Annotated in this window: 18 protein-coding genes; 14 read left to right on the forward strand and 4 right to left on the reverse strand. The window is 44.1% G+C overall.

Annotated elements, in window-relative coordinates; translation table 11 throughout:
- Nucleotides 1-101 precede the first annotated feature (101 nt).
- The 3 genes from ACYQ28_RS11150 to ACYQ28_RS11160 all read left to right on the forward strand — a co-directional run bounded on the left by ACYQ28_RS11150 (nucleotide 102) and on the right by ACYQ28_RS11160 (nucleotide 2,820).
- The gene (locus ACYQ28_RS11150) at nucleotides 102-911 is read left to right on the forward strand and encodes an SIMPL domain-containing protein (protein WP_460051918.1); all 810 of its coding nucleotides are present in this window, start codon (nucleotides 102-104) and stop codon (nucleotides 909-911) included.
- Nucleotides 912-1,095: 184 nt separating this feature from the next.
- Nucleotides 1,096-1,572, forward strand: a complete 477-nt coding sequence (locus ACYQ28_RS11155; RefSeq protein ID WP_460051917.1) for an MOSC domain-containing protein — start codon at nucleotides 1,096-1,098, stop codon at nucleotides 1,570-1,572.
- 741 nt (nucleotides 1,573-2,313) lie between these two features.
- A complete protein-coding gene (locus ACYQ28_RS11160) occupies nucleotides 2,314-2,820 on the forward strand; it encodes an Hsp20 family protein (RefSeq protein WP_460051915.1) in 507 nt (168 codons plus the stop codon).
- Nucleotides 2,821-2,940: 120 nt separating this feature from the next.
- On the opposite strand, the gene ACYQ28_RS11165 is transcribed toward ACYQ28_RS11160, so the two are convergent.
- Nucleotides 2,941-4,068 carry an acyltransferase family protein gene (locus ACYQ28_RS11165; RefSeq protein WP_460051913.1) on the reverse strand — a complete coding sequence of 376 codons (1,128 nt, stop codon included), beginning with the start codon at nucleotides 4,066-4,068 and terminating at the stop codon, nucleotides 2,941-2,943.
- Between the two features lie 830 nt (nucleotides 4,069-4,898).
- Between ACYQ28_RS11165 and ACYQ28_RS11170 the strand changes: the two genes are divergently transcribed.
- The 7 genes from ACYQ28_RS11170 to ACYQ28_RS11200 all read left to right on the forward strand — a co-directional run bounded on the left by ACYQ28_RS11170 (nucleotide 4,899) and on the right by ACYQ28_RS11200 (nucleotide 14,323).
- Nucleotides 4,899-5,657, forward strand: a complete 759-nt coding sequence (locus tag ACYQ28_RS11170; protein ID WP_460051912.1) for an EAL domain-containing protein — start codon at nucleotides 4,899-4,901, stop codon at nucleotides 5,655-5,657.
- 655 nt (nucleotides 5,658-6,312) lie between these two features.
- Nucleotides 6,313-8,514: a S8/S53 family peptidase gene (locus ACYQ28_RS11175; RefSeq protein ID WP_460051911.1), complete on the forward strand. Its 2,202-nt coding sequence runs from the start codon at nucleotides 6,313-6,315 to the stop codon at nucleotides 8,512-8,514.
- 370 nt (nucleotides 8,515-8,884) lie between these two features.
- Nucleotides 8,885-10,672 carry an acyl-CoA dehydrogenase C-terminal domain-containing protein gene (locus ACYQ28_RS11180; protein ID WP_460051909.1) on the forward strand — a complete coding sequence of 596 codons (1,788 nt, stop codon included), beginning with the start codon at nucleotides 8,885-8,887 and terminating at the stop codon, nucleotides 10,670-10,672.
- A complete protein-coding gene (locus ACYQ28_RS11185; protein ID WP_460051908.1) occupies nucleotides 10,672-11,157 on the forward strand; it encodes an SCP2 sterol-binding domain-containing protein in 486 nt (161 codons plus the stop codon). Before ACYQ28_RS11180 ends, ACYQ28_RS11185 begins: the two co-directional genes overlap by 1 nt.
- A gap of 152 nt (nucleotides 11,158-11,309) precedes the next feature.
- A complete protein-coding gene (locus ACYQ28_RS11190) occupies nucleotides 11,310-12,974 on the forward strand; it encodes an AMP-binding protein (RefSeq protein WP_460051907.1) in 1,665 nt (554 codons plus the stop codon).
- Nucleotides 12,975-12,983: 9 nt separating this feature from the next.
- Entirely contained in the window at nucleotides 12,984-13,547 is a 564-nt protein-coding gene (locus tag ACYQ28_RS11195; protein WP_460051905.1) for a DUF2889 domain-containing protein, read from the forward strand.
- The gene (locus ACYQ28_RS11200) at nucleotides 13,547-14,323 is read left to right on the forward strand and encodes an enoyl-CoA hydratase-related protein (RefSeq protein WP_460051904.1); all 777 of its coding nucleotides are present in this window, start codon (nucleotides 13,547-13,549) and stop codon (nucleotides 14,321-14,323) included. The genes ACYQ28_RS11195 and ACYQ28_RS11200 overlap by 1 nt, the downstream gene beginning before the upstream one ends.
- Before the next feature lie 21 nt (nucleotides 14,324-14,344).
- Here the strand turns inward: ACYQ28_RS11200 and ACYQ28_RS11205 are convergent, their stop codons facing one another.
- From ACYQ28_RS11205 to ACYQ28_RS11215, 3 genes are all read right to left on the reverse strand, one after another.
- On the reverse strand, nucleotides 14,345-14,863 hold the full coding sequence (locus ACYQ28_RS11205; RefSeq protein WP_460164711.1) for an XAC2610-related protein: 519 nt from the start codon (nucleotides 14,861-14,863) through the stop codon (nucleotides 14,345-14,347).
- Nucleotides 14,864-14,928: 65 nt separating this feature from the next.
- Nucleotides 14,929-15,159, reverse strand: a complete 231-nt coding sequence (locus tag ACYQ28_RS11210; protein ID WP_460051901.1) for a hypothetical protein — start codon at nucleotides 15,157-15,159, stop codon at nucleotides 14,929-14,931.
- Nucleotides 15,146-15,631, reverse strand: a complete 486-nt coding sequence (locus ACYQ28_RS11215) for a Tse2 family ADP-ribosyltransferase toxin (RefSeq protein ID WP_460051899.1) — start codon at nucleotides 15,629-15,631, stop codon at nucleotides 15,146-15,148. The genes ACYQ28_RS11210 and ACYQ28_RS11215 overlap by 14 nt, the downstream gene beginning before the upstream one ends.
- 380 nt (nucleotides 15,632-16,011) lie before the next feature.
- On the opposite strand from ACYQ28_RS11215, the gene ACYQ28_RS11220 reads away from it, so the two are divergent.
- The 4 genes from ACYQ28_RS11220 (at nucleotide 16,012) to fadA (ending at nucleotide 21,223) form a co-directional block, all read left to right on the forward strand.
- Nucleotides 16,012-16,761: an electron transfer flavoprotein subunit beta/FixA family protein gene (locus tag ACYQ28_RS11220; protein WP_460051898.1), complete on the forward strand. Its 750-nt coding sequence runs from the start codon at nucleotides 16,012-16,014 to the stop codon at nucleotides 16,759-16,761.
- Between the two features lie 11 nt (nucleotides 16,762-16,772).
- Nucleotides 16,773-17,699 carry an electron transfer flavoprotein subunit alpha/FixB family protein gene (locus ACYQ28_RS11225; RefSeq protein ID WP_460051897.1) on the forward strand — a complete coding sequence of 309 codons (927 nt, stop codon included), beginning with the start codon at nucleotides 16,773-16,775 and terminating at the stop codon, nucleotides 17,697-17,699.
- 187 nt (nucleotides 17,700-17,886) lie between these two features.
- Nucleotides 17,887-20,034 carry a fatty acid oxidation complex subunit alpha FadB gene (gene fadB, locus ACYQ28_RS11230; RefSeq protein WP_460051895.1) on the forward strand — a complete coding sequence of 716 codons (2,148 nt, stop codon included), beginning with the start codon at nucleotides 17,887-17,889 and terminating at the stop codon, nucleotides 20,032-20,034.
- 10 nt (nucleotides 20,035-20,044) lie between these two features.
- A complete protein-coding gene (gene fadA / locus ACYQ28_RS11235; RefSeq protein ID WP_460051893.1) occupies nucleotides 20,045-21,223 on the forward strand; it encodes an acetyl-CoA C-acyltransferase FadA in 1,179 nt (392 codons plus the stop codon).
- Nucleotides 21,224-21,351 lie beyond the last annotated feature (128 nt).

Consider the following 21,351-nt stretch of genomic DNA (forward strand, 5'->3'; position numbering starts at 1 on the left):
AAAGGCATCTAAGAGGCGATCATTTTTACCAATACGGCCGTTTTCTTAACGATGAGATTCCGGTCATTTAAGAAAGAGAGCATTCATTTATGAGAAACTTGATGGTAAATCGACCTGTTATGGGCTTGTTGTTGGCGGCAAGCCTTGCATCACCCGTGTGGGCGGCACCCATAGCGCAAGCGCAAACTGAGCTAAAAGGCTCGCCAGAAGAACTGCGTAACTTTTTGCATCCCCGAGAAAACATCATCAGCCTATCGGCCAGTGCCGAAGAAACCGCGTATTCTGACGAGGCGACCCTGAGTTTAGTCGTAACCACCGAAGAAAAAGCCTTGGCGCAATCCATCGAAAAGAACGCAGCTTTGCGTGATTCTATTCGAGCTACCTTGTTAAAAAGCGGCATTAAGGTTGAAGACATCAACAATTCTAAGTTTTCCAGCTCGCCGCAATACGGCTGGTTTGGCAAAAAGCCGAGCAGCTTTGAGGTGGTAAACCGCGTTGCCATTAAAATCACCACCGAAGAACAACTTAAAACCGTCGCCAAGCTTGCCGATGAACATGAAGAAATTATCTTGGGCGGCACCGAGTTTAAACACTCCGCCAAAGAAGAGTTTGAGAAAAAGGTAAAAGAAGAAGCCTTAAATAAAATTCTGGCCGAACAAAAGGTCTACGAAAGCAAGCTCGGCGTAAAACTCACACCGGTTGCCTTTTACGATCAACCCATTCAATTTGCTGCCACCCGTGGCGCGTTTGAGATAGAAGAGGTTGTGGTGCAACGTCGACAAAAAAGTAACGATAGTTATGCTGCTGAAGCGTTTGCGAGTTCACCTGTTAGCCAACAGGCCAGCAGTTTTGACGAGGTAACCTACCGCGCCAATATTCGTGTTGAGTTTAAAGTTGAGTCGGCTCGATAATTTTGGGCAATGGTTGTTGCAAATCGAGCCGTGGCATAATGGTGTTCTTGATAAGACACTTCATAAACGTTAGGAACCTCTGATTAACTCATCCATGATTTAATCAGAAGACATAATCAGCCCTGTTGATGTTTGGTGAAAGCTCAACGGGGCTTTTTGCAACAATAACCATAAAGAATTCAATATGTTACCAGCAGACTCTCATTCTACCTCACAACGAACAGCCGCTTTGATTGGTATCGCTCGTCGAGCAGAAAAGCGCGCAGCCATGGAAACGCTGCCAGAAAGCTGGATTACTCAACAATCCGGTGTGCAAGGTGATTCCCGAGGCAAACCCAGTCGTCGCCAAGTTACGGTGCTTAGCAAGCAAGCTTGGGAAGCAGCTTGTGCAGAAGTCAGCAGCGAAACACAACCTTGGACGATTCGTCGCGCTAACTTGCTGATTGATGGTTTTGATTTTAGTGAACAATACGTTGGTAAAAAAATTACCATTGGTGAGTTGGTACTAGAAGTTATGATTGAAACCGATCCGTGTTTTCGAATGGATGAACAACTCGATGGCCTACAAGCAGCGTTAAAACCCGATTGGCGTGGGGGCGTTTGCTGTAAGGTTATTAACGACGGATTTGTTCGCCTAGGTGATACAGTTGAAATAAATTAATGTTGCACAAAAAACTTTGTGTTTAATGCTTGAAGTTTTTTATTTCACGCCCATATTGATTCGCCACAAAATTAAATTATTGCGTGGCGATTTAGATTTTTGAACAGCATTAACAAAATCCTAAAACTGTAGGAACCTCTGATTAACTCATTCATGATTTAATCAGAGGATAGAAATTGACAATGCGATTTCCAATTTCTTCACAATTTCAATCACTTACCGGTCTTGAAATTGACGACACATCCGTGTGCCGCGAAAAACTCTAGGTTAAGCAGAGTTTCCTAAACCTGCTTTTTTATTTTTAGCTAATTTTATTCCTGCCTAATACAAAGCACACTACAACCAATTTAGCCTTTGTTGTTTGCGACGGTTAAAAAAATTATTTTTTTACCCTTGAAGTTTTCCAACACGAACTCATATTTATAGTAAGACGCAGAGAAGATACTCTTTAAAGAAAGTTTTCTGAAAGGGATTCTTTTCTAAAGGAAACTGTTTTTAAAAGGAAAGTTTTCAAAAGAAGTTGTTTTCAAAAGTGTCTTACCCAATGTAATGCTAAATGCTTTTTCGCAATGTTAATTTAATCGTTAATTAACTTGGATTTTAATTTTTTTGAAAAGAAATTTTAAAAACCTTAAAAAAGAAACTTGAAATCCCGAAAATCATCCTCAAATTATTTATTAAGAGATCGACTCTAAGAGTGTTCTCGAAATTAAATCGTATTGCTTCCAAGGAGAATATGTAATGAAATCTATCGACTTAAGCCCACTTTACCGTAACAGCGTTGGTTTTGATCATCTTGCGTCTTTATTAAATAACGCGATGCGTACCGACAGTGTTAATGTGAGTTATCCACCCTACAATATTGAAGTGCTCGGCGAAAATAAATACGCCATTACCTTATCGGTTGCAGGCTTTGCACAAGACGAACTCGACATTAATGTCGATCGAGGAATTTTAACGGTGCGCGGTAAAAAAGCGTCATCAGAAGAAAGACGATTCTTGCATCAAGGTATTGCAAATCGATCTTTCGAAAGAAAATTTAATTTGGCCGATCACGTAGAAGTAAAAGAAGCCGATTTATCTAACGGTTTGCTAACCATTAACTTGCTGCGTGAAATTCCAGAAGCCATGAAACCAAGAAGTATTGCGATTAATGGTGTCCAACCCGCCATTGAAAACAAGCGTCAAGATACTCGTGACGATGCAGTTAACGACCAAATCGACGTTGCCCAGACCAGTGCTGCATAATAAAACGCGGTCAATAGGGTTGTAGTAGCTGACGACGAGTCATCAGACAAGAGATTCGTCCGATGCGAGACCTAAAAATAAACTGAAGAAAATGAAAGATTCGCGAATAAAAAAACCGGCTTATGCCGGTTTTTTTATGGATTCTATAGCGTGCTTCTTAACTGAATTTCTGGGTTTTCCTGTAATTAGAATCTGCAAAAAAGCGGGCAGATAAGCAATGATCTGGTGACTTAAAATTGCAATAACAAACCAAGCAGGAGTTACAATAAAAAAGTAGACGATGTAAGGAAATTCGAGATCTTTACCAAAAAAGAGCTGCCAAGCGCCCCAGGTTAAAATAAAGAAGACGTTGTGCGCTAAAAAGATAAAGTAGGTGGATTTATCGAGTTTACCAATCCAATGGTTAAAGCGTGTTTGTGTCAACAAATAGGCTGCATAGATTGCCACAGCACTTACGGCAAAACGTTTAATGGTTTGATAACCGGGAACATCAAAAATATCGACGCCGTTAAAGGCTAGCCAATATTCTCTAACAAGCACCGCAACACTGAGAGCAAGTGTTAACCATTTGATGTTGTGAATAGGTTTAAAATCATTAAAGCGATAGCAATAAACAATGCCTAAACCAAAAAATACCAAAATAATGCCCCGCGTTACGACGGGTTGAAAGGTGATTGTGTTATCAATTAACAGCAATAAAACAACCAATAACCAAGAAATGCGTTTGGCTAACCAAATTAAAATGGGTGATAGAAAGGCACAAGCGAAAATATCGTGAAGGAAATTTAGGCTTTCGGACGATGATCCATTAAAGAAGCCCAAGAGTCTTAAAAATACAATCTGAAATGCATCCAATCCTTCTAGATCGTCAATGACCTGAATAGATACACCCGTTGGCGCTAGAATACCAAAGCCAATAACGATAATGGCGCCGTTCCAAAATACCATAGGAACGATCAGTGATTTAAGTCGATTAACGACAACATTAAGCCATTTTTGATAGTTGGAGTTGTCATTGTTGGCGTAATTGTGAACAATTAAAAAGCCGCTGATAAAACTCAAGGCCGTAACACTGGCGCGACCAAGAATATCGGCTAGGAATACATTAATGGCCTGAAGATAGCTTGGCATGCTATCAACAGCACCCAAACCCGGTGGGATGTGCACAATGCACATAAAAAAAATACAAATAAAACGACAATATTTTATTTGTAGAGAAGTTTGGTCATCTATTTTTCGAATTTCCATGCCTTCCTCAACAGCTGCATGTTATTTGCTTCCTTGAAAACCTTGCAACGGCGTCAATTCACAGTGCAGTCATCATAACACCATAGTAATTCAGTGATCAAAAGACGGGAAACCGGCACGACTTACAGTTGCTGAGTAATTAAACAGATGGTCATCCAAGTGATTAAATAATAGCGATCAATAAACGAGTAAATTAAATAGTGTTGCTTGTGCTTGAATAATTTGCAGTGCTAAAGATGTTGCACGAAAGACTCAGAAAAATCGTAAATAAGTTGTCGGTTCTCTAGGGTTAATGGATTAATTATCTCTTCTGGTGGCTGTATTGAATACACTGTTGATGGCTGTACTCAACCTAATGAAAGAATAATCCATTGGTCTAGACATGGTTTGAGCGCCAATCGGCGTATCTTGGCGAAGTAACCAAATAGCGCGCCTGTATCATTACCGGCAGAGACGAATCTTGTTGGTATTTGAGGCACCGATTGTTCGACTCATTGTCGTCAATTACGGGCCGTTAATTTATAGCGAAAACAATGGATTTAGGTGATTTATATACGAAAATATTTGGCTACCCAAACAATGATTCGGTAAAGCATAAAATTTATCATCAAAGAAACGCCAATTAACACGGGGTTTTCTGTATGAAAATCAGTGATTTTGGTATCGAGTATTTAATCAGCTGCCGACGTTAGCGATAGATCGCGTATCGCTGGTGTAATTAGGTTAATTAACGTTTGAGTGATTTTCTGGTAAATCTTGATCACACTGGAAATTGCGATTAAATACGCTTTACTCATACAAGGTTTGTTGGGTTTGGCATGAGTTATATTATGGATTCTACATATAAAGAAAGCGATCTTGTTAGATGCGGTCGATGCCGAGACGAATCGGGTTTAGATTTTGATTTTACAATGGCATTTCAACCGATTGTTAACTTACGTAATAAAGAAATTTTTGGCTACGAAGCTCTAGTGCGCGGCTTAAATAATGAATCGGCCTATTCCATTATCTCTCAAGTAAACGAACATAATCGCTACGCCTTCGATCAGCAGTGTCGCATAAAGGCTATTAGCCTAGCGTCACAGCTGAAATTGCAATCCATATTGAGCATCAACTTTCTGCCAAAAGCGATTTATCAGCCCGATCGTTGTATTCGAACCACACTAGAAGCTGCGAAGAAATATAAATTCCCTATCGAAAATATTTTGTTTGAGTTCACCGAGGTTGAAAAAATAGAAGACGCCGAACATGTTAGACGTGTGGTCGAGTATTATAACTCTCTAGGATTCAAAACCGCAGTTGATGATTTTGGTGCGGGTTATTCCGGTTTAGGGCAATTGGCAAACTTTCAAACCGATTTCATTAAAATCGATATGGGACTGATTCGATCAGTACAAAAGGACAAAGTCAGACAAATTATTTTAAAAAATTGCATTCATATGATGAATGAATTAAATATTTCAATTTTGGCCGAAGGTGTTGAGACCGAAGGCGAACTTAATTGGTTAGCCGAAGCCGGTATTGTGCTGATGCAAGGTTATTTATTTGCCAAGCCCGGATTTGAAGAATTACCGTCGGTTATTTTCTAGAGCGGGAATCGAAAAGAGATTTCTAGAGTTTTTGATCTAAAGGTAAGCTCCTAAAAAGTTATTATTGAAGAGCATGTTTGAAGAATAAATGTGCTTATTCGCCCCTCTAAAATTCCATTTTGAATACTCTTTAAAAACAGATTTGTAGATAAATTTCAGTGATCTGCAAATCTGCGCTTTTTTATAATCTGTATTTGTGGTGGTTGCCTTCGGTTTTTATTTAATGCTTAGATTTTAAAGAATGAACTTAAGTATTAGTTTCTAACAAATGTATCCCATTTTGACGCTCAAAAATCAGTGAATATCAATACATGAGGTTATAGCTCAATTTTTTTGGATTTATAAAAAATTAATTTTAAATTTCGCTATTTTATACGTTGCGAACACAAGTACTCTAAACGTCGTTAGTTGGAATGTAGGAACCTCTGAGTAACCCCAAAATTACTCAGCGTGATCTCACCCCACGGGACCTGCCAGTTTTTTCCTGCTCTGTGTTGTGCTTTTTCGATTTAATCTGTTAGACCTCCAAAAGCGCGCCTTAATCAGAAAAAACCCTTGGCCCGAGTGATCTTGGGGTTACTCAGAGGTTCCTATATATTCAACTCAAAGAATTCTTTCTTTAATATTTCGTTGACGAATAACAAAGGGGATAGTCATGCGGAAGATACTAAAATCGACAGCTAAAATTACCGTAGGAGCCGCGGTATTACTTGCTGTGCAAAGCAATATGGCATTTGCCGATCAGGCAAGTGCGCCGGGTCAGCTGAAGAAATTGGGCAGTGCCTTAATGCAGGTCTCTGCAAACTCAGCGAAAACCAGTGGCAAGGCCATGGGTTTGATGGGTCCTAAAGACAACGAAATGGTCTTAGCGGAAGTAACCGCTGACGGTTATGTTTTAGTCGATGCTGTTGCCTCGGGTGAGACTGCAAAATTAGTCGCCATGTTAGAAAAAGTAGGCGCTCGCAATATTTCTAGCTACGGTCGAGTTGTATCGGCGCAAGTGCCGGCCAGCAGCCTTGGTGACATGGCGTTAAGCGATACTCTTGCCTTTGCAAAACCCGCGTTTATGGAAACTAATGTTGGTGTGGTTACTCAACAGGGTGACCGTTCAATGGGTACCGATATCAATCGTGCACTTGCTGGTTTAAGTGGCGAAGGCTTTACCGTTGGTGTGCTTTCAGACAGCTTCGACTGTAACCCCGGTTCTTTGGCGGGCGGTTTATACACTACGCCGGACGAAGACGTTGCTAATGGTGATCTACCTGCAACCTTCCGTAACCTAGAACCAATCGGCGATCCTTCTGGCTGTACCGATGAAGGTCGTGCAATGGCGCAATTGATTGTTGATGCCGTTCCTGGCGTAAACATCCTTTTCCACACCGCGTTTAATGGCCAAGCAAGCTTTGCAGAAGGTATTGTTGAGCTAGCACGTGCCGGTGCTGACGTTATTGTTGATGACGTAATTTACTTCACCGAGCCAATGTTCCAAGACGGTATCATCGCGCAAGCCGCAGACGAAGTTGCACGTTTGGGTGTGCCATATTACTCATCCAACGGTAACCGTGCCCGCGATGCCTTCGAGACCGAATACCGCGCAACCACCGCAACCATCGATGGCGTTGAAGGCGTATGGCACGACTTCGATCCAGGTGAAGGTGTTGATTTACTTAAAACCATCACTTTTGGCGGCGCTTTACAAACTAACATGACCTTCCAATGGGATAGCCCAAGTCTTTCTGCTGGCGGTGTTGGTGCTCAAAACGACGTTGACGTCGTTATGTTCGACGAAAATGGCGTACGTGTTCCCGACTGTTTTGTTTTCCAAGCAGAAAACGGTTTCTTCCCGCCATTGTGTCAATTCCAGTTTACCGACGGTGGCGGCAACCCAATTGATGGCGGAGCCGGTGGCGACGCGATCGAATTCGTTTCTCTGGTAGACTTTGTTGGCGGTTCTACCGTGCAGCTTGGTTTCTTGGCTGAAACCGGTGATGCACCTGGATTCGTAAAATACGTACTTACCGGCGGTGCTATCGTTGAGTCTGAGTACCCAGTTGATGCGGCTTCAGGTTTTGGTCACAACAACGCAGCCGGTGCTGAAGGTGTCGCTGCGGCAGCGTTCTTCTTCACCGAAGAGTTTATTGGCGATGCCAACACCAATACGCTACGTGCGGGTGCCGGTGAGCCTGAGTGTGTTCCTGCGTGTTTGAACGATTTCTCATCAGCAGGTGGTACACCCATCTTCTTCGATGTTGCTGGTAACCGTTTACCTGCGCCAGAAATCCGCTTTAAGCCAGGTTTAACCGCGCCAGACGGTGCTAACACCTCGTTCTTCTTCTCTGATACCAGCCGTGACGACGACGACAGCGATGGCGAATTCGTTACCGGTGAAGCAGAAGAATTCCCGAACTTCTTTGGTACCTCAGCGGCAGCACCGAGTGCTTCTGCGGTAGCGGTACAAATGTTAGCAGCGGTAACTGCGCCAATTTTGACCACTCGTCCTGATGGCGAAGTTGTTTACAACATGTGTCGTCCATTGTTTGGTGAGCGTAAATACGGTGTTAGCTTCCGTGTGCGTGAAGAGAAGGTTGATCAACGTTTAGAGCAAGGTTTCTTGTTAGGCCGTTGTGATCGTCCTGATCCACAAGACATTTACCATGTAATGCGTGAAACCGCTGATGACATGACCATTCGTGCCTCACTGGGTACTGGCGCTACCGTTCAAGTCTTTGACGAAGTTGGTCCAGAAGGCTTCGACTTTGACTCAGGTTTTGGTTTTGTAAATGCTCCAGCTGCGGTAAAAGCCATCAAAAAGAAACAACACTACGGTCACTTCCCGTACTTCAAAAAGTTTTATTAATTAAAACTGCTGAACCCCAGTGACACGAAAACCGGTGGTAGAAATACCACCGGTTTTTTTATGCCCAAATTTCTAGTCGGTGATGGTTTTTAATACGACTGACCGATTTTGTTGTTTGTTTGGCGAATTTTGCCAGAATCCAAACCCTTTGCAGGGCACTATCCATAGGTGCTTTGCGAAAAACCACCGATTTTTTTTCAATGTGAAAACAATTGTCACTAAAACTGGTGACTTTTGTCATTGGATAAAAAAGGCGTTTAGCCGAAGCTTATTTCCACAAAGAACCCAATGCTGATAATGCCGATCAAGTATTTAAAAATCGGCGCTGAGCAATTCATAACAATAAAAATGACACACGAGGATGTTGGTTATGCCCGAATACAAAGCGCCGCTGCGCGATATGGACTTTGTACTCAACGAAGTACTTAAAGCAGAACAACATTACCAAAGCCTGCCAGGTTACGAAGACGCAACGCCGGATATGGTTTCGGCGATTATGGAAGAAGGTGCAAAATTCGCTGAGAAAGTCTTGTCACCGCTAAACCAAATCGGCGATCAACAAGGCTGTACTTGGGCGGATGGTAAAGTCACAACCCCAGCAGGTTTTAAAGAAGCGTATCAACAATTTGTTGAAGGCGGCTGGCCATCACTTGCGCACGAAGTTGAATACGGCGGCCAAGGTCTGCCGGAATCCTTAGGCTTGGTTATTAATGAAATGGTTGGCACTGCCAACTGGTCTTGGAGTATGTATCCAGGCCTAAGCCACGGCGCCATGAACACGTTGGATGCCCACGGTACCGAAGAGCAAAAGCAAACCTACCTAACCAAACTGGTAGAAGGTTCTTGGACCGGCACCATGTGTTTGACCGAGCCGCACTGCGGTACCGACTTGGGTATGCTCAGAACCAAAGCCGAGCCACAAGCCGACGGCAGCTACAAAATCAGCGGCACCAAAATCTTTATTTCAGCCGGCGAACACGACATGGCTGAAAACATTGTGCACATTGTACTGGCACGTCTGCCCGATGCGCCCGCCGGTACCAAAGGTATTTCTCTATTTATTGTGCCTAAGCATTTGCCAGAATCCTTGAGTGAATCCAACGGTGTAAGCTGTGGTTCTATCGAGCACAAGATGGGTATTCACGGCAATGCAACCTGTGTAATGAATTTTGACGATGCCACAGGCTTTTTGATTGGCCCGCCAAACAAAGGCTTGAACTGCATGTTCACCTTTATGAATACCGCGCGTCTAGGCACGGCATTACAGGGTTTGGCTCACGCCGAATGGGGTTTCCAAAACTCGTTGGTTTACGCCAAAGATCGCTTACAAATGCGCGCCTTAAATGGCCCGGCCGAGCCCGATAAGCCTGCCGATCCGATTATTGTTCACCCAGAAGTGCGCAAAATGTTGCTGACCCAAAAAGCCTTCGCCGAAGGTGGTCGAGCCATGATTTATTACTGCGCCCAGCTTGTGGATAAAGTCAAAGTTTGTGACGGTGAAGAAAAAGAATACGCCGACGGTCTGTTAGCCTTCTTAACGCCTATCGCCAAAGCATTCTTAACCGAAGTGGGTTTCGAATCCGCCAACCATGGTTTACAAATCTTTGGTGGCCATGGCTATATCGCAGAATGGGGCATGGAGCAGAACGTTCGCGACAGTCGTATCTCTATGTTGTACGAAGGCACCACGCAAATCCAAGCACTGGATTTGTTAGGTCGTAAAGTACTGATGACCCAAGGCGAAGCGCTAAAACGTTTTACCAAGATTGTTCACAAATTCTGCCAAGCCGAAGCCGACACCCAAGCCATGGCGAAATTTGTTAAACCGCTGGTTGAAATTAACAAAGAGTGGGGCGACATCACCATGCAAATTGGTATGAAAGCCATGCAAAACCGCGACGAAGTCGGTGCTGCCAGCGTTGATTACTTAATGTACTCGGGTTATGCCGTATTGGGTTACTTGTGGGCTTTAATGGCCAAAGAAGCCCAAGAAAAAATTGCCGCAGGTACCAATGAAGAAGATTTCTACCGAGCTAAAATTAAAACGGCAGAGTTCTACTTCGCGCGCATTTTGCCACGCACTCGTTCACTGGTGGCAACCATGACCTCCGGTTGCGAGAGTCTTATGGATTTAGACGCCGAGCACTTTGTTTTTTAATGAAAACTAAGAGAACGATCAAACAACAAATACTGAGTTCTCCTCCGGCTCGTGCGTTAATACAGGGCGCCGTAAAACTCGGCTTTGCACTGATTAGCGCATCGGCCAAATCAAGGCGTAAGCCCCGGCAAGAACTCAGAGAGAAAGATAATAAACAGGTACCAGTAATGACCGATTTAAACGCATTGTTTGCAGAAATGAAAAACCGCTTCAATCCAAGTGCAGCTGCAAACATGGAAGCAGTATTCCAATACGACATCACCGATGGCACACCGTGGTTTGTAACCATCGAAAACGGCGACTGTGCTTTTGCCGAAGGTGAGTCTGACGATCCAACCGTAACCTTGTCTATGGATTCAGTCACCTTAAACGAAGTCATGACCGGTGAAACCGATGGTATGCAAGCGTTCATGACTGGCAGAATTAAAGCATCCGGCGACATTATGTTGGCGACTAAACTCGCAGCATTATTCCCAGAGGCCTAAGCCAATTTTGCTCACGCATTTGGGCCTAGAAATGTGTGAGCAAAATCTTTATTCGCGGTTAAATATCGCTTGTGGTTAAACTAAAGCACGTAGCTTAGTTAAAAAAAGAGAATAACTTTCTTCTCGATAATAATAATTAAGAGGGGCTAACAATGGTGCAGCAACTGCCTGACGCCAAGACCATTCCCGCGGATATAAATCCTTACGGATTTAAAACGCTTCCCGATGTTTTAGATTATTGTCTAAGACATTACAGTGAACGACCAGCATTTACCAGCTTAGGTAGAACCATCGATTATGCCGAGCTTGATAAATTATCATCGGCTTTTGCGGTTTACTTACAGCAAGAAACCCGTTTAAAACCGGGTGACCGAGTAGCGATTCAATTGCCTAACTTGGTTCAGTATCCAATCGTCTTATTCGGTATTTTTAAAGCAGGATTAATTGCCGTAAATACCAACCCGTTATACACCGCTTCAGAAATGCAGCATCAATTTGTGGACAGTGGCGCTAAAGCGTTAATTATTCACAAAAGCATGGCACACAATGCTGAAAAAATTCTGACCAAAACCGCCATCGAAACGGTGTTTGTTACTCAGGTTGCTGACCTGCACAGCTTGATGAAGCGCACCGTTATTAATGCGGCGGTTAAATACCTTAAAAAATTAGAGCCAGAATATCATTTACCCAATGCCATCGATTTACGATCGGCGCTGACAAAATATTCCGGCGAAAAACCAGCACCGGTTAAAACCGATCCGGGTGATGTTGCTGTATTGCAATACACCGGTGGCACCACAGGTGTTTCTAAAGGTGCGGTGTTAACTCATGCGAATTTAATTTCCAATATGCTGCAAGCCCGTGAACGGCTTGAGGTTAAAGGCGTTAACTGGCAAGAGACGGTGATCTCGCCGTTACCCTTGTACCATATTTATGCTTTTACCGTGGCGCAGTTGGTTTCGCTCTTAGGCGGTCACAGTGTATTAATTCCAAATCCAAAAGATATTGATGGATTTGTAAAAGAAATGATGCGCTGGAAAATGACCACCTTTATTGGTTTGAATACCTTATTTGTAGCGCTGTGCAATAATGAGAAATTCAAAGACGTCGATTTTAGTCATCTTAAATTTACCGCCTCCGGCGGCATGGCGTTAAATCCGTCCACCGCAGAATTGTGGCGGCGCGTAACCGGTTGCCAAATTGTGGAAGGCTACGGCCTTACCGAAACTTCGCCTGCGGTTAGCTTTAATGTTCCCGGAAAAACCCGCTTGGGCACTATTGGCCAAGCTGTGATTCATACCGACGTGCGTCTGATCGATCCACAAGGCAACGATGTAGAACACGGAGCCGCCGGTGAATTGTGCGTTAAAGGACCGCAAGTCATGCGCGGTTACTGGCAGCGAGAAAAAGAAACAAAATCGGCGTTCACCGAAGATGGTTACTTTATTACTGGTGATATCGCCGTGCTCGACGACGAAGGATATTTACGCATTGTTGATCGCGCCAAAGACATGATTATTGTCTCTGGTTTTAATGTGTATCCTAACGAAGTTGAAGACGTTATTTGCCAGCATCCTGAAGTTATCGAATGTGCAGTCATTGGCGTACCCGATAACAACAGCGGCGAAGCGGTAAAAGCCTTTATTGTAACGAATAATTCGAGCCTATCATCGGGCGCTATTCGCACCTGGTGTAAAGATCGTTTAACACGTTACAAAGTACCAAAAATCATCGAGTTTGCCGACGAACTACCAAAAACCAACGTTGGTAAAATTATGCGTCGTAAATTGCGTGATTCTAGCTCCCACGCTGCCTAGGAGAGCCTTATGCCATTGCCAAAACCGTCGCCGAGGCGAGCCGATCACGCTCGCACGGTGACCAGCCAAGGTTATATGCGTGACGACGGCCTCTGGGACATAGACGCGCGCATGACCGACGTGAAAACCGATAACATGGATCATCCCGAGCGGGGTCTAATTCCCGCCGGTGTTGCCTACCACGACATCAGCATTCGTATCACCGTGGACGAAACACTGCTCATTAAAGATGTACACGTGAGTATGGATAGCACGCCGTTTTTTATGTGCCCAAACATCGCTCCTGCCTTTGATAAATTAAAAGACACGCGCATTGGGGGCGGCTGGTTTAGCGAAGTGCGTAAGCGAGTAGGCGGTATGCTCGGCTGTACCCACGTTAATGAGCTGCTTCCAGTTGTTGCGACAACAGCGTTCCAATGTTTATGGCCAAAAAGAATGGAGCACGAAGGCGAAAGTAGCGTCGAGAATATTTTAAATACCTGCCACACCTGGGCGGCGAAAAGCGACGTTATTAAAAATTACGCACCGAGCTATTACCAACCCGAAGACATAATTGCCAAGCAGGAATCCTAATGACAGTAACTGTTGCCACCGATCTGGTAAAAATCGAACTTAATGGTTCTGTATTAGAATTAGTCTTAAATCGTCCCGACAAAAAAAACGCCTTAACGCTCGATATGTACGAGAGTTTAACGCGCGCTTTAATTGAAGCCGGAGAGAATCCCGATATTTCTGCGGTTTTATTGTTTGGCGAAGGCCCAAGTTTTAGCTCCGGTAACGATATTGGCGAATTTATTGCCGTTGCAACCAGCGATAATAATCACGCCTTAAAAACCATTATTGGCTTTATTCAAACCCTTGTGAGTTTTCCAAAACCCATTATTGCCGCTGTACATGGTGACGCCGTCGGTATTGGCACCACCATCATGTTACATTGCGATCTCGTGTTGGTTGCCGAAAATTTACGAGCACAAATGCCTTTCGTAAAATTGGGATTAGTACCAGAGGCCGGTTCAACACTATTAGTGCCGAATTTAATTGGCCACCGCAAAGCGTTTCAATGGCTTGTAGAAGGCAGCGTAATTACCGCAACAGAAGCTGTAACCGAAGGCTTAGCAAACAGCGTTTGCAGCGATGATGAGCTAATTAATAACGCTCGCACCCGTGCACAAAACGTTGCGCGATTACCGCAAGAATCCGTAAAACTGTCTAAACAACTGCTTAAAAAAACCTACCTTAAACAGCTGCAAGACATTATCGACGAAGAAGGCGATTTATTTTATCAACGCCTTTCTTCTGCTGAAGCGAAGCAAGCGTTTATGAGTTTTATTAGCAAGGGTGCGAGATAAATAAAACGTAAATAACGTTTTTTATTGCTTAGTTGGGATAAGTGTTAAATTGTCCCAATGCCATACTTGTTGTTCGTAATTAGCCGCGTTTATTTTAACTTTTGAAAGCAAGGTTTGTGTTTCTGAGTCTATTTTAAATGCGGGATAGTTACCTAAAAATATAAAACCATTTGCTTCTGAATTTAGCCAATAATCAAAATACAAATTCGGCGTACCAAATGACGTTGATACAGCTAAGTCTAGACGGCCATCAAAATTAATGTCGCGATATTGCATAATCAAAATATCATCGTTAAAAACCGAAATCTCAGGGGAGCCGATCAGAGTATGAGTCTCGCTTTCTTGCGTTACAGAAATTGACTCTATAAGCTGTTCGTGTGAACCAACAGGATTTAAATTTAACGATAGATTTATCGAAGAATTTTCTGAATTAAATGTACAGCCATTAGCGTCACCTATTGTAAGTTCACATTTATAACCGCTTGTTGCAGCGTGATTCTCTGTGAATACATTAAGCGCGTGACATTTATTGATAGCCAACAAGAAAAATACGAGAACCCGCCCTAAATTTCTGCACATAAATAAATAATATTATTGATTATATTTTATTGGGCATCTTTTAATAAATCGTTTAGAGGAACCGGTGCAAAACCTTTTTCTTCTTCTTTTTTATAAATTTCACAAAGTCTAGCTAACTCAACTTCATACATGTACACACATTCTTCATAGTTTTCGCTATCTGTAGTGTCTGACTGAGACAACAGCTCGTAGTAACGAGTAGCATCCTCTAAAGCTTGAATGCAAACTGCTAAAGTTCGTATATCAACGTTGGGCATTTCGAGTTACTCCTATTTTTATTTTTGCATTGATGGCTAATTGATCGAGAGATTTAAGGAATTTAGTGACGGGCATATCATAGTTTGGTGATATGGAATAATGCCAACAATTCTTTTTAGGAATATGGTGATCTTTGGTAATAATTAATTCAGGAGGGATATTCGTTCCTGCGGGAATGAAGATATATTCCCAGCTTTTATGACCAAATAAGCCTTCTTTGTCGGATAAGGATGTGCCTCTACTCTCTTCAGATTTTACGAATAGAATGCCGTCGTCATTAAAATAAGTCGCAACATCTGCGAGCCTAGTTCGCCCGTTGGGTAAAATACGTTTATTCAAGTCTGGATAAAGAGGATTTGTTAGTTGCTTGTTAGATTTATTAACTGCTCGCCATAGAGTTAGAGATATGTCCGAACGGTAGATTCTTTCAATATCACCGCGGGAGATTATCATTTCTTCCAAAGTAATCATTACTTGTCTCAGCTTTAATTTAAAAATAGTCAAAACAGTACAATAATTTATATCGAAAAAAGTTAATTTAGATGTAAAACTTAATAAGTTTTAGAGACTGTTAACATATTCCCGAGTCGTGTTTTGCCAAATTTACTTGTGAAGAAAATGTCGGGAGAGGTGGTGAAGTTGCTGTCAGTTGGATATTTGTGACTCTTTTTGTCGGTCAAAAAACTCTCTAAAGCCTTTTGTTTATAAGCCTTAAAGCGTCTCTGATAGTTTTTGTTAGTCAATCAGCTGTATTTTGTCATTGTTGAAATCTGACTAAATACTAGTATTTATACACAGCCAGAGGCCCGTTTTGGGTGTGTGTTTAGAATAACAAGAACAATGAGGCAGTTATGAAAGTACTGGTCGCGATTAAGCGCGTGATTGACTATAACGTGAAGGTACGCGTCAAGGCGGATAATTCCGATGTTGATCTCGCCAATGTCAAAATGGCGATGAATCCCTTCTGTGAGATCGCTGTTGAAGAAGCCGTGCGTTTGAAAGAAAGCGGTGTGGCTTCAGAGGTAGTGGTGGTGTCTGTTGGCAGCAAATCCTGTGAAGAACAAATTCGTGCGGCGATGGCCTTAGGTGCTGATCGCGGTATTCGTATTGATGCCGAAGACGGCCCAGATTCGCTGTCGGTCGCCAAGCTTTTAGCCAAGGTAGTTGAGCAAGAACAACCGGGTTTGGTGATTTTAGGTAAACAAGCCATCGATTCGGATAACAACCAAACCGGCCAAATGTTGGCGGCGCTGTTGAATCGTCCGCAGGGCACCTTTGCCTCAGAAGTGAAGGTGGAAGGCGAGCAAGTCTTAGTAACCCGCGAAATCGACGGTGGCTTACAAACCGTTGCCTTGGATATGCCCGCCATTGTCACTACCGATTTACGACTGAACGAACCGCGTTACGCAAAACTGCCCGATATAATGAAGGCCAAGCGTAAACCTCTAGAGGTTAAAGCACCTGCTGATTACGGTGTCACCGTGGCCAGCAAACTAAGCCTTGTGAGCGTTGAATTACCAGCCACTCGCCAAGCGGGTATTAAAGTGGCGTCGGTAGATGAGTTAATCGATAAGCTTCGTAACGAAGCCAAAGTGATTTAAGGGGAGCGATGATGACAACTTTAGTAATCGCAGAACACGATAACAACGAACTTAAATCCGCAACCCTAAGCACCGTTACCGCAGCCACAGAAATCGGCGGCGATGTTCATGTGTTGGTGGCAGGCAGTCAATGCCAAGCCGTTGCCGACGCTGCTTCTCAGCTGGCCGGTGTCAGCAAAGTGTTGTTGGCCGATAACAGCACTTACGAGCATCAATTGGCCGAAAATCTAGGTCAGCTTGTGGTTAGCCTTGCCGGTGATTATTCCCACATTTTGGCCAGCGCCACCACCACCGGTAAAAACTTCTTACCACGTGTTGCGGCCTTGTTGGATGTGAACCAAATCTCTGAAGTGATCGCCGTTGTTGCGCCAGATACCTTCAAAAGACCAATCTACGCGGGCAATGCCATCGCCACCGTAAAATCTGAAGACGCCGTAAAAGTCATGACCGTACGCGCGACTGCGTTTGATCGCTGCGCCACGGGTGGCAGTGCGGAAGTGGTTTCAGTGGGCGAGAGCTGTGATGCCGGAATCTCTAAGTTTGTGGGTGAGCAATTAACCGTTAGCGAGCGTCCAGAATTAACCGCAGCCAGCATTGTGGTATCGGGCGGTCGCGGCATGGGCAGCGGCGAAAACTTTGAGCTACTGTATAAATTGGCCGACAAAATAGGCGCCGCAGTAGGTGCATCGCGCGCTGCCGTTGACGCGGGCTTTGTACCTAACGATATGCAGGTTGGTCAAACCGGCAAGATGGTTGCGCCAGATTTATACATTGCCGTGGGTCTTTCGGGCGCCATTCAGCATTTGGCGGGCATGAAAGAGTCTAAAGTTATTGTCGCTATCAACAAAGACGAAGAAGCACCGATTTTCCAAGTGGCCGATTACGGCTTGGTGGCGGATTTGTTTGAAGTTATTCCAGAGTTAGAAAGCAAGTTGTAATTGCCAAACCATGTTGTTCAGCCGTAAAAGCGTAAAAAAACCACGCTTTTATTGGCTGAGCTAAACACATACGCGCAGTTTTGCAAATTTGTGTTGCACGGGTGACGTTAACAATTCCGCTGCAACAACCAGTGTCGCAAGAGCTTCTGATAAACATCAGGGTTCCCATACTAAAAAGGGGCAAACAATGCTTTTTGAAGGCAAAACCGTTTTCGTAGACGCGTTAGAAGACGGCATTTACGAAGTGGTTATCGATCACAAAAGTGATTCGGTTAATAAATTAGATCAGGCAACACTTGCCGAGCTTGGTCAAGTAACCGAATTATTAAAGGGCCAAGACAAATTAACCGGTGTTATTTTCGCAAGCCGCAAAGACACCTTTATTGTTGGTGCCGACATTACCGAATTTATGGCGATGTTTGCCGTAGAGCAAGATGAAATCGTCGAAGGGCTCTTAAAAATCCACGATATTTTTAACGCTATCGAAGATCTACCATGTCCAACCGTTACTGCTATTAATGGTTTGTGCTTGGGAGGTGGTTTTGAATTAGCGCTATCCACCGATTTCCGAGTCATGAGTGACACGGCAAAAGTGGGTTTGCCTGAAGTTAAACTCGGTATTTATCCCGGCTGGGGCGGCACTGTACGCTTACCGCGTTTGATTGGTGTTGATAACGCCAACGAATGGATTTGCGCCGGTGATGAAAAACGTGCAGACAATGCCTTAAAAGATGGCGCCGTTGATTCGGTCGTTAGTGGTGATAAGCTTCAAGCTGCAGCCATTGATCTTATTAAAAACTGCGCCGCTGGCAAATTTGATTACCAAGCGCGTCGCACCGAAAAACAAAGCCCCATTAAGCTTAACCAAATTGAGCAAATGATGGCCTTTGAAACCGCCAAAGGTTTGGTGGGTGCAAAAGCAGGCCCGCATTATCCGGCGCCAATGGAAGCGTTAAAAAGCATCCAAAAACATGTGAACGTAACGCGCGAAAAAGCGGTTGCGATCGAAGCCAAAGGTTTTGCCAAATTGGCAAAAACCGACGTGTGCGCGGCATTGGTTGGCTTGTTCTTAAAAGATCAGCAAGTTAAACGCGTGAGCAAACAGTACGAGCGCCAAGCCGAGCCAGTTAAACAAGCGGCGGTATTGGGGGCAGGCATTATGGGCGGCGGCATTGCCTATCAATCGGCGTCTAAAGGCACGCCGATTATCATGAAAGACATCAACCAAGGCGCCATTGAATTGGGTTTGAGCGAAGCCACCAAGCTTTTGGATAAGCTAGTTTCCAGAGGCAAAATGGACAGCTTAAAAATGGCGAAAGTCTTAAACTCCATTACGCCAACGCTAAGTTACGGTGACTTCGCCGGTGTTGATTTGGTGGTAGAAGCCGTTGTTGAAAACCCAAAAGTGAAAAAGTCCGTATTGGCGGAAGTTGAACAACAACTGCAAGATGGCGCCGTGTTAACCTCTAACACCTCAACCATTTCAATCACCGATCTTGCCACTGCGCTAGAAAAACCAGAAAACTTCTGCGGTATGCACTTCTTTAACCCGGTACACAAGATGCCGTTGGTAGAGGTGATTCGCGGCGAAAAAACCTCGGAAGCGACCATCGCAAAAACCGTTGCCTACGCAAAAGCCATGGGTAAAACCCCAATCGTTGTTAACGATTGTCCTGGGTTCTTGGTAAACCGCGTATTGTTCCCGTATTTTGGTGGTTTTAGCCAATTGATTAGCGACGGCGCGAATTTCCAACAAGTCGATAAAGTCATGGAAAAATTCGGCTGGCCAATGGGCCCCGCCTATTTGCTTGACGTTGTCGGCATGGATACCGCGTATCACGCCGATGCGGTAATGGCGGCGGGTTTCCCCGATCGCATGCAACACGACGGCGAAAACGTGATTGATCGCTTGTATAAGCTAGAGCGTTTTGGTCAGAAAAATGGCAAAGGTTTCTACAAGTACGAAATCGATCGCAAAGGCAAACCAGCTAAGTTGGTTGATGAAGAATTGGCAAACTTACTAGATGGCGTTGTCACGCAAGCTCGTGAATTTACCGACGAAGAAATTATCGAACGCATGATGATTCCGTTGTGTATCGAAACCGTGCGCTGCTTAGAAGACAACATTGTTGCCAGTGCCGCCGAGGCCGACATGGGCTTGATCTACGGTATTGGTTTCCCTCCATTCAGAGGCGGCGCCCTGCATTATCTTGATCAGATGGGTCTCGATAGCTTTATCGCCATGACCGAAAAATATCAGGCGCTTGGTCCCTTGTATCAACCGACTGAAACCATGAAACAAATGGCTGCCGACGGCAAAAAATATCACGGTTAGGAGAACAGACATGACGTTAAATCCAAATGATGCCGTGATTATCGACGGCGTTCGTACCCCAATGGGTAAATCCAAAAACGGTTCTTTCAGAAATGTGCGTGCAGAAGCTCTGTCTGCGGCCGTTATGAAAGGTTTGCTAGCTCGCCATCCTTCGGTAAACGTAAACGATATCGAAGACATTATGTGGGGCTGTGTTAACCAAACCAAAGAACAAGGTTTTAACATTGGCCGTAATGCCGCCGTACTCGCGGGCATTCCACACACGGTTTCGGCGCAAACCATCAACAGATTGTGCGGCTCATCCATGGCGGCACTGCACGCCTGTGCACAAGCCATCATGACCGGTAACGGCGATGTATTTATTGCCGGCGGTGTTGAGCACATGGGTCATATTTCGATTATGCACGGCGTTGACATCAACCCAGAAATCTCAAAATACGCGGCTAAAGCGGCGATGATGATGGGTTTAACCGCAGAAATGCTCGGTAAAATGAACGGTATTTCTCGCGAGATGCAAGATGAGTTTGGCGCTCGTTCTCATCAATTGGCCTATCAAGCACAATTAAACGGTCTTTGGGATAACGAAATTATTCCCGTAGAAGGTCACGACGATAACGGCTTTAAAAGCTTGTTAGAGCACGACGAAGTTATTCGACCCGAAACCACCGTAGAATCATTGAGCGGACTAAAGCCCGTATTTATTCCTAAAGTGGGTACCGTAACTGCGGGTACTTCCTCTGCGTTCTCCGACGGTGCATCGGCAATGCTAATTACCTCGGCAGCAAAAGCCCAAGAGCTAGGCCTAAAACCGCGCGCGCGTATTGTCAGCATGGCCGTTGCCGGTTGTGATCCATCCATCATGGGTTACGGGCCGGTACCTGCCACGCAAAAAGCGCTAAAACGTGCGGGCTTAAAAATCGACGATATTGATTACGTTGAATTAAACGAAGCCTTCGCGGCGCAAGGCTTATCGGTACTCAAAGGCCTTAAACTCATCGATAAAATGGAAGAAAAAGTGAACCTAAAAGGCGGCGCCATCGCTCTAGGTCACCCATTAGGTTGCTCTGGTACACGCATCACCACAACCTTGTTAAATACCCTTGATCAACAAGACGGCACCCTTGGTTTAGCGACCATGTGTATCGGCATGGGACAAGGTATTTCTACCGTGATTGAACGTTTGAATTAATCGTTCTCTTCAATCACGAACTCCAGTTAAATCGCTATTGATTTAACTGGAGTTTTTATTTTATGTACAGAATTAAGACTTTTCTCTTGCGTAACAAAATTTCTAATGTATTAAATACGCGATAAGTA

Source organism: Sessilibacter sp. MAH1, from assembly GCF_054658315.1.

Bases quoted from the DNA above. Each gene is read 5' to 3' on its own strand.
- ACYQ28_RS11220 (WP_460051898.1), top strand. From the start codon at position 16,012: ATGAAAGTACTGGTCGCGATTAAGCGCGTGATTGACTATAACGTGAAG.
- ACYQ28_RS11185 (WP_460051908.1), top strand. From the start codon at position 10,672: ATGAAAACTAAGAGAACGATCAAACAACAAATACTGAGTTCTCCTCCG.
- ACYQ28_RS11165 (WP_460051913.1), bottom strand. From the start codon at position 4,068: ATGGAAATTCGAAAAATAGATGACCAAACTTCTCTACAAATAAAATAT.
- ACYQ28_RS11155 (WP_460051917.1), top strand. From the start codon at position 1,096: ATGTTACCAGCAGACTCTCATTCTACCTCACAACGAACAGCCGCTTTG.
- ACYQ28_RS11190 (WP_460051907.1), top strand. From the start codon at position 11,310: ATGGTGCAGCAACTGCCTGACGCCAAGACCATTCCCGCGGATATAAAT.
- ACYQ28_RS11150 (WP_460051918.1), top strand. From the start codon at position 102: ATGGTAAATCGACCTGTTATGGGCTTGTTGTTGGCGGCAAGCCTTGCA.
- fadB (WP_460051895.1), top strand. From the start codon at position 17,887: ATGCTTTTTGAAGGCAAAACCGTTTTCGTAGACGCGTTAGAAGACGGC.
- ACYQ28_RS11210 (WP_460051901.1), bottom strand. From the start codon at position 15,159: ATGCCCAACGTTGATATACGAACTTTAGCAGTTTGCATTCAAGCTTTA.
- ACYQ28_RS11175 (WP_460051911.1), top strand. From the start codon at position 6,313: ATGCGGAAGATACTAAAATCGACAGCTAAAATTACCGTAGGAGCCGCG.
- ACYQ28_RS11160 (WP_460051915.1), top strand. From the start codon at position 2,314: ATGAAATCTATCGACTTAAGCCCACTTTACCGTAACAGCGTTGGTTTT.
- ACYQ28_RS11200 (WP_460051904.1), top strand. From the start codon at position 13,547: ATGACAGTAACTGTTGCCACCGATCTGGTAAAAATCGAACTTAATGGT.
- ACYQ28_RS11215 (WP_460051899.1), bottom strand. From the start codon at position 15,631: ATGATTACTTTGGAAGAAATGATAATCTCCCGCGGTGATATTGAAAGA.
- ACYQ28_RS11170 (WP_460051912.1), top strand. From the start codon at position 4,899: ATGGATTCTACATATAAAGAAAGCGATCTTGTTAGATGCGGTCGATGC.
- ACYQ28_RS11195 (WP_460051905.1), top strand. From the start codon at position 12,984: ATGCCATTGCCAAAACCGTCGCCGAGGCGAGCCGATCACGCTCGCACG.
- fadA (WP_460051893.1), top strand. From the start codon at position 20,045: ATGACGTTAAATCCAAATGATGCCGTGATTATCGACGGCGTTCGTACC.
- ACYQ28_RS11225 (WP_460051897.1), top strand. From the start codon at position 16,773: ATGACAACTTTAGTAATCGCAGAACACGATAACAACGAACTTAAATCC.
- ACYQ28_RS11180 (WP_460051909.1), top strand. From the start codon at position 8,885: ATGCCCGAATACAAAGCGCCGCTGCGCGATATGGACTTTGTACTCAAC.